7 protein-coding genes are annotated in these 7,050 nt (G+C 68.9%); 1 reads left to right on the forward strand and 6 read right to left on the reverse strand.

Going from position 1 to position 7,050, the window contains the following annotated elements; all coding sequences use genetic code 11:
- Positions 1-56: 56 nt before the first annotated feature.
- The 6 genes from AB0M14_RS25495 to AB0M14_RS25520 all read right to left on the reverse strand — a co-directional run bounded on the left by AB0M14_RS25495 (position 57) and on the right by AB0M14_RS25520 (position 6,040).
- Positions 57-1,055: an ABC transporter substrate-binding protein gene (locus AB0M14_RS25495; protein WP_364998902.1), complete on the reverse strand. Its 999-nt coding sequence runs from the start codon at positions 1,053-1,055 to the stop codon at positions 57-59.
- Positions 1,056-1,075: 20 nt separating this feature from the next.
- Entirely contained in the window at positions 1,076-2,035 is a 960-nt protein-coding gene (locus AB0M14_RS25500) for a hypothetical protein (protein ID WP_364998903.1), read from the reverse strand.
- Complete coding sequence (locus tag AB0M14_RS25505) at positions 2,032-3,108, reverse strand: hypothetical protein (protein WP_364998905.1); 1,077 nt, start codon at positions 3,106-3,108, stop codon at positions 2,032-2,034. Before AB0M14_RS25505 ends, AB0M14_RS25500 begins: the two co-directional genes overlap by 4 nt.
- On the reverse strand, positions 3,105-3,548 hold the full coding sequence (locus AB0M14_RS25510) for a hypothetical protein (RefSeq protein ID WP_364998907.1): 444 nt from the start codon (positions 3,546-3,548) through the stop codon (positions 3,105-3,107). The genes AB0M14_RS25505 and AB0M14_RS25510 overlap by 4 nt, the downstream gene beginning before the upstream one ends.
- On the reverse strand, positions 3,545-5,113 hold the full coding sequence (locus AB0M14_RS25515) for a hypothetical protein (RefSeq protein ID WP_364998909.1): 1,569 nt from the start codon (positions 5,111-5,113) through the stop codon (positions 3,545-3,547). Before AB0M14_RS25515 ends, AB0M14_RS25510 begins: the two co-directional genes overlap by 4 nt.
- Before the next feature lie 81 nt (positions 5,114-5,194).
- Positions 5,195-6,040, reverse strand: coding sequence for an alpha/beta hydrolase (locus AB0M14_RS25520; RefSeq protein WP_364998911.1), 846 nt, complete (start codon positions 6,038-6,040; stop codon positions 5,195-5,197).
- 218 nt (positions 6,041-6,258) lie between these two features.
- Between AB0M14_RS25520 and AB0M14_RS25525 the strand changes: the two genes are divergently transcribed.
- Positions 6,259-6,936: a L,D-transpeptidase family protein gene (locus tag AB0M14_RS25525; RefSeq protein ID WP_364998913.1), complete on the forward strand. Its 678-nt coding sequence runs from the start codon at positions 6,259-6,261 to the stop codon at positions 6,934-6,936.
- Positions 6,937-7,050: the final 114 nt, after the last annotated feature.

Below are 7,050 nucleotides of genomic sequence, written 5' to 3' on the forward strand. Positions count from 1 at the left end.
TCCTCCTGAGTTAGCGGAAGCAGATCGTGGAACACCGCCATCCATGGTGCCACTACTTACTTGAACCGCTTCGCGATCAGGTCCAGGGTCGCCATGGAGTGGCGGTAGTCGGGACGCTGACTGGTCGCAGGCAACTCGTAGACCTGGCCCGCCTTGAAGGCCGGGAGGGCGGCCAGAATCGTGTCGTCCTTCAGCTGGGTGACGGTGCGACCGCCCTCCAGCTGCACGACGAACAGCGCGGGAGCGTCGACGACGACGGAGATCAGTTCCGGGCTGAACGCGACCCAGTCCGCGGCCGCGGGCCGGGACGGGTTGCCGGCCTTGTTCTCGACCTTGTCGTCGATGGTGAAGCCGACCTCGGTCAGCAGCGCGGCCAGCGGGGTGCCGGGCGCGATCACCGAGGGCTTGTTGTCCTTGCGCGACTGGAAGACCGACACCGTGCCCTGCGGCACCTTGATCGCGGCCTTGACCTCGGCGACCTTGGCGTTGTAGGCGCTGATCAGGGCATCCACCTTGTCGGCCCGGTTCACGATGTTGGCGACGGCCTTCAGCTGGTCCTGCCAGCTGGTCAGGTTGGACGGCACCAGCACGGTCGGCGCGATCGCGCTCAACTTGTCGTAGGCGTTGATGGACTGCTGGCCCGGGTAGCCCTGGCCGCCGCCGATGATCAGGTCCGGCTGCTGGGCGGCGATGAACTCCAGGTTGATGTCGTCGCCGGAGGGTAGCTGGGTGGTGCCCTGCCGCTTGGCATCCTCGGCCCAGGCCGCGGGGAACTCGCCGGAGGCGACGCCGAGCAGGCGCGGGTCGGCGGTCTTCACCTTCGCGCCCAGGTCGAAGAGGTATCCGGCGAGCGAGCCGTTGACGACGGCGATGCGCTGAGGTTCGGCGGGCACGGTGATCGCGCCGCGGTCGGTCTGCACCTCGCGAGTGCCGGACGCCGCTGCCTCGTCCGAGCTGGAACTGCTGCACCCGGCGACCACGGCGACGAGCGCGAGGACGAACAGGGCGATGGCGGCGCGCACGCGGCCTGCCGTTTGGTTTAGGCTAACTCTCACGGCGGTAGGTTAGCCTAACTTTAGTTCGGTGGGAAACCCCCGGTGGGCAGCCGGAACGACGGTGCGGGGAGCGTGGCGGGCCGCCCGGCTCGGGCAATGTGCAGCACGCTGTCCGGGTCCGCGACGCCGACTAGGTCGCTCAGGGTAGCGCGGGTGGCGGGACAGTCGAGGAGCTGGCTCAGCGGATGGGTGGTGTGCCCGTGGCGCGACAGTTCCAGCCAGATCCGCAGCAGCGCCCGGCCGGCTTCGAGCGGGTCGGCCGGGTCGGCGACGAGGACGAAAAGCTCACCGCCGGTGTCGAATCGGGTTTGCGCGGCCAGCAGCCGGGGCAGGCCGAGCGGGCGCAGTGCTGGATAGCAGGCCAGGGCGACCCGCAAGCCCCGTGATTCGAACCGGGTGAGGCCCAGCGCCGCGGCGGTGAGGCCGTCCTGGCGGTAGCGCGGGTGCCGGGGCGTCAGGCGCAGCCAGTGCCGCAGTTCGCGGACCACGGGCGCAGTGCTGAACAAGTGCTGATCAGCTTGCCGTACCAGGGGATCGGCGCTGTCGCAGGACAGGAAGCGGAGTTCGGCGCCCGCGGCGTTCGCGATCCCGATGAGCCGGGCGCGCAGGGATTTGCTCAGTGGCCCAAGCCGATACGCTCCACGGTGTGTGGTCCGGCGGAGCAGATCGGCGCTGGTGTAAGGGGTTTCATACCGCAGCGGAGCCGCGACCAGGCGGCCGATCCGCTGATCCGCGGGATCTGGTTCGAAGGCGATCGCGAGACCGGCGTCCGCGCAGGCGATGAGGCAGCATTCCACGAAGGCCCCGAGCGACAGCATGAGATCGCGTGCGCCGGGGTCGCTTTCGGGCAGCGCGCGGTCGGCATCCCAGCCGATCTCGACCTGGTCGGCGTGGTAGGTCAGGGTCCATGGCTGGGTGTTGTGCGCGCTGGGCGCGCGGCGGAACGCCGGTTCGAGCGCGCGCACGGCGTCGATGTTCATCGCAGCTCCTTGTCATAGAAGGTGTAGCCGTGCAGCGGGCGGCCGCCCATCGCGCGATAGTGCGCCGCGGAAGCGGGATTCGCGTGTTCGACGTAGGTGCTGCGTAGCTGGTGGTAACCGCCCGCGCGCAGGTTGCGCAGCAGTTCGCGGGAGAGATAGCGCATGTAGCCGTGGCCCTGCTGATCCGGAACGGTGCCTTTGATGACGAGCACCGCCTCACGGCGATAACGAGACCTGGTGGCCAGCAAGCGAAGCTGGTTGCGGATACCCAGGTCGCCGCCGATCTTCGCGAGGAACTCGGAGATGTCGGGGACGCACAGCACGAACGCCACGGGCCGATCCGCCTTGGTGAGGTAGAGCAGCAACGACTCGTCGAGCAGGTAGGCAAGTCCGTCGGTCTGGGCGGCCAGCTGTTCGGCGGAAATGCTTGTGTAGTAACCGAGTTGCTCGAAGGAGGCATTGAGCATTTCGCGCAGCATCGGCAATTGGGTGGCGATGCGCCGCTTGTCGCCGCGGTGCAGGCGCAGGTGCTCGGCGGCCAGGCGGCGGTCGTCGAAACCGAACACGGTCTCCGGCTCCGACGTGGTCGGGCAGAGCCAGGTGTCGGCCTCGAAACGTCTTGTGAATCCGAAGGATTCGTACTCGATCGGATAATGCTCGGGATTCCAGGCGCTGTCGAGGAAGCCGCGCTCCCCGAATCCGGAGGTGATGACGCCGCCCGCCTGATTCGGCAGCAGCGACACCGGACCGAAGACCGCGTCACGGCCGTTCCGGCGGGCGGCGCAACAGATCTCGTCGAACAGTGCGCCACCGGCGCCGGGCCGGAATTCGGTGAGCCCGAACAACTGCGACCGGCGGCCCAGCTTCGCGTCGAACGCGTCGTCGGTGTGCACGGTGCTGCGCGCGATCGCCCGCCCGCTCCGGTCCCGCAGCAGATACAGCCCGACGCCGTCGCGATACCACCGCCGGATGGTCTGGTGCGGCGTGGGCACGTACCGGTGATCGTGCAGCTGCCCGGGCAGCGCCAGGAAGTCCCGCAGCGCACGGGAATCCGAGACCCGCTCGAAACTCATCGCCGCACCACCGGCGGGCCCGCCTGTTCCGTGGACAGCGGCGTGAAGGTCGGGATGTGCGCCATCCGATTGCCTTCCGCCCGCCAGATCCCGTTGCTGTAGCCGGCCGGATCGGCGTAGTACAGCCGGATGAAACCACCGGTGGCGTTGTTCGTCTCGTCGGTCACCCAGACCATCAGCTTGCGGTGCTGCTTACTGCGCGCGAAGGTCAGCAGGGCGTCGCGATCGTCGAAGAAGGCGATCGTGCCCAGGGTGAACGGGAACTCGTAATAGACCTTGTGCCAGCGGTATCCGCGCATGCGCCGCATGTCGCGCACCATCCGGACCCAGGTGCGGGTCAGGGTGAGGATCGAGCGCGGGCCACGGTAGCGCGTCGCGCCGATGAACATCGCCGTGGCCTGGCCCTGCGGCGGAGCCTTGCTGAAATCGGTGGTTCTCACGACGCCTCCACCAGATAGGAGTTCTTGAGTTTGGTCATGGCGGCGAACGGGCCCGTGCCCGGCTCGAACAGCCGGACCCGCAGGTCGGCGGCGCTCGGGTCCTCGCGCAGCGATTCGGCGAAGTCCCGGGAGACGTGCGCCAAGTGGTTCAGCACCCCGCTGCGGCAGGAATCGGCCAGCCGGAGCCGCTCGTCGGGCGCCAAGCCGGTGTCACGCAGCTCCAGGTTGACCACTGGGCGCGATTCCAGGTCGGCCAGCTCTTCGAGGGACAGGCAGAACCGGGCGATCCGGTCGGCATACGGATTTCCTTGGTAGAGGCCGTATTCGACGTCCTGCGGATACAGGTTCGCGCCCATGTAGGAGACGGTGCTGTCGGTGCGGCCGAACAGGAACAGCAGCGGCAGGTTCATCCGGTCCGCGCCGCGGTGGCGCTGGAATTCCGCCCAGCGCACCGGGTCCCGGCGCAGCGCCCGCAAGACCGCGGGCAGCGGGTGCACCCGGGCTTCGTCGCCGATGTTGTAGCGCAACTTGGGCTGTAGGCAATGCCGGGAGGTGAGGGTGCACAACAGTTCCGAGCGCGCGTTGACTTCCAGATACGTTTCCAGCGGGTTGTAGTGGAAGATCATCGGCAGCCGCTGCTCATGGGCGCCCAGCAGTTCCCGCCGCAGCGCGGGATCTTCGGCCAGCTGCTTGCGCAACCAGACCGTAAAGGTGGTCTCCGCGCCGATGCCGATCGACAGATCGCTGGCGCCGTATCCCGAGCGCACCCGGACGAACCGCTGCTCCAAGTAGTCGCGCAGCGCCTCGGTCAGCGCCTCGCCGCCCACCATGCCCTGCAATCGGTAGGCGCCCCAGTCGAATCCGAGCTCGTCGAGCCGGTCGCGCAGGTGCTTGAGGAACGGCGGGTAGGCGGCGACGATGTAGTCGTAGCCCGGCCCGAAGTGCCGCAGCGTGTCGACGATCTTGTCCAGATCCGGCCCGGTATTCTTCACCATCGCGATCCGCGCCAGCGCCGCGCCGGTGGTGGTGCCGGTCGCCCAAGCGCCCATCGAGTACGCGTTGATGACGAACAACCGGTCGCCGGGGAACGCCATCTGTACGTAGCCCGCCGCGTTGCGGTAGATCGTGCGCAGTTCTTTCGGACCGCGCGCCCAGTTGAACGGCGTGCCGGTCGAGCCCGAGGACTCGTCGACGATCACGCCCGGGCGATGCAGCCGGCCCTTGCGGCAGCGGCTCTCCTCGTCGTAGCGGCGGGCGTAGGTGGTCTTGTCGGTTTCGGGGAAGCTGGTGAGCCGTTTGGCGCGGCCGGCGCCGGAGCGATGCAGGAAGTCCCGGTAGGCGGGCACCTGCACGGCCGCGAGCCGGCAGGCCGCCTCGGCGTGCTCGGCCGCGACGCGGGCCAGGCTCGGATGGTAGGTCCGCGCCATCCGCCGCCACAGCGCCGGATGCGCCGACGCCGCATGGTAGGCCCCCGTCAGCAGTCCCGAAACAGCTTGCAGCCGAACGCTTCTCGCCCGCTCCCGCGCCGTCGCCCGCCGCGTTCCCCCGGTGAAAGTTCTGTTCATGGGTCCAGCCTGGTCGAATCGAGGCCACGCCGAACCTGTGCACCTACCCGAGTGGATTAGGTGTCACTACTCACTTTCCGGCTACCGCGGCACCCGGGTGTGCCGCCGCAGAAAAGGCACAAGGCGCCCGGCGACGGCTTCGGGATCGTCGGCGAAGGGCCAGTGCCCGAGACCGGGCAGCAGCTGGATGTCGGCCTCGGGCCAGATCTCGGATTGGGAGTGGGCGTAGTGGGCGGGCAGCCACGGGTCGGCGGCGCCCCAGAGGATCAGAACCGGGATGTGGCGGGGGAGGGCGAAGGCCGATTCGGCCAGCATGGCGGCCGGATCCCGGGCGGCGCGATAGAGCTCGAGCACGGTCCGGCGGGTGTGCCGGTCGTAGCTCGCGTACATGTGGTCGATGAACTCGCGCGGCAGCCGGGGGTTGGCGCGCCGGAGCAGCCAGCGCATCCCCGGGCGGTTGGTCATCGCCTGGGTGAGCTCGCCGAGGACCGGCGTCTGCCAGATCCGGGCGTAGGCGTGCCAGCGGTAGCCGGGCAGCGCGCCCGCGTCGATCAGGGTGAGCGAGGCCACGCGCTCGGGCCGGGCCGCTGCCCAGGCCAAGCCCCAGGGCACACCGAAATCGTGGCCGACCAGGTGCACGCGCTCGAGACCCAGTTCCTCGATGGCCGCGACGAGGAAGGCGCGATAGTCGCCTTCGACGCGGTGATCGAAGCCGGGATAGGTGCGGGCCGCGCCGAAACCCGGCAGGTCGAAAGCGATCGCGCGGGCGAATTCGCCTACCTGCGGGAGCAATTGGAGCCAATCCGCGGCATTGCCCGGGTTCCCGTGCAGGAAGACGACCGCCTCGGTGGCAGCGGTGTCCCCGGATTGCAGCAGGGTGCTGGTGACGCCCGCGGCGCGGAACTGTCCAGCGGAGATGTGTTGCATGAGTGCGGCTTTCCCTCGGTGCGGAGCTACCAATCTGCCCCGCCGCCGCGACCGGCGACACCTACCAGGGGACGAAGTTCGCTACTACCGCAGGAGGAGATCGGCCGCGCCGCGCGCGACCGGCTCGCGACATGCGACTCATGCGGAAGGTTGGCCCGCAACACGCGAACTACGCGGGAGGTCGGCCCGTGGACCCGAGCCAGCGGAGAAAATGCCGGATGGCCATTGATGGCGCGTTCCCTCGGCTCTGGTCGGTGCTGTGCTTCGCGCTGGCGATGGTGGCGTTGTCGAGCCCGTCAGCGCGGGCTGCGGCATTGCCCGTGCCGTACGAGGGTCCGGCCGGGCAGGTCGTCACCGTCCGTGCCGCGGACTCGTCCTCGACCACTGCGGTGCTGGAGGCGTGGGATCGCCAGGGCGGCAGCTGGATTCGTGTGCTGGGGCCCTTCCCTGCGTTCGTCGGTGCGGAGGGTGTGGGTGCGGCGCGCGAAGGGGTCGCGCGGACACCGGCCGGAGTCTGGGCGCTCGGTCACGCTTTCGGCAATCGTCCGAGCAACGGCACCCGCCTGCCGTATCGCCAAGTCACGCCCTGGGATTGGTGGGTCGGCGACTCCCGCTCCCTGCTCTACAACATGCCGTTTCTTTGCCCGCCGGGGTTGTGCCCGTTCGACGAGCGCGCCAGTGAGCGCCTCGGCGCGGTCGGTTCGGCCTACGACCGCGCCGTCGTCATCGACTACAACCGCTGGCCCGCGCTGCCCGGCAAAGGCTCGGCCTTCTTCCTGCATGTGGCCACCGGCGAACCCACCGCGGGCTGTGTCGCGATCGCCGCTCCCGACCTCGACGCCGTCATGCGCTGGCTGGATCCTGCCGAGCGTCCGGTGATCGCCATCGGCGCCTAGCCGACGGCGATCGGCTCGGCTAGGCTCTGTCTCGAAGTGTTGATGGCGGGCCGGTGGCCCGCCATCAACTGTGTCGTAGCCATTGATTGATCACCGCGATGTGGATCGTGGCCT

Source organism: Nocardia sp. NPDC051832 (assembly GCF_040681285.1).
Lineage (GTDB): Bacteria > Actinomycetota > Actinomycetes > Mycobacteriales > Mycobacteriaceae > Nocardia.

Bases quoted from the DNA above. Each gene is read 5' to 3' on its own strand.
- AB0M14_RS25500 (WP_364998903.1), bottom strand. From the start codon at position 2,035: ATGAACATCGACGCCGTGCGCGCGCTCGAACCGGCGTTCCGCCGCGCG.
- AB0M14_RS25505 (WP_364998905.1), bottom strand. From the start codon at position 3,108: ATGAGTTTCGAGCGGGTCTCGGATTCCCGTGCGCTGCGGGACTTCCTG.
- AB0M14_RS25515 (WP_364998909.1), bottom strand. From the start codon at position 5,113: ATGAACAGAACTTTCACCGGGGGAACGCGGCGGGCGACGGCGCGGGAG.
- AB0M14_RS25520 (WP_364998911.1), bottom strand. From the start codon at position 6,040: ATGCAACACATCTCCGCTGGACAGTTCCGCGCCGCGGGCGTCACCAGC.
- AB0M14_RS25525 (WP_364998913.1), top strand. From the start codon at position 6,259: ATGGCCATTGATGGCGCGTTCCCTCGGCTCTGGTCGGTGCTGTGCTTC.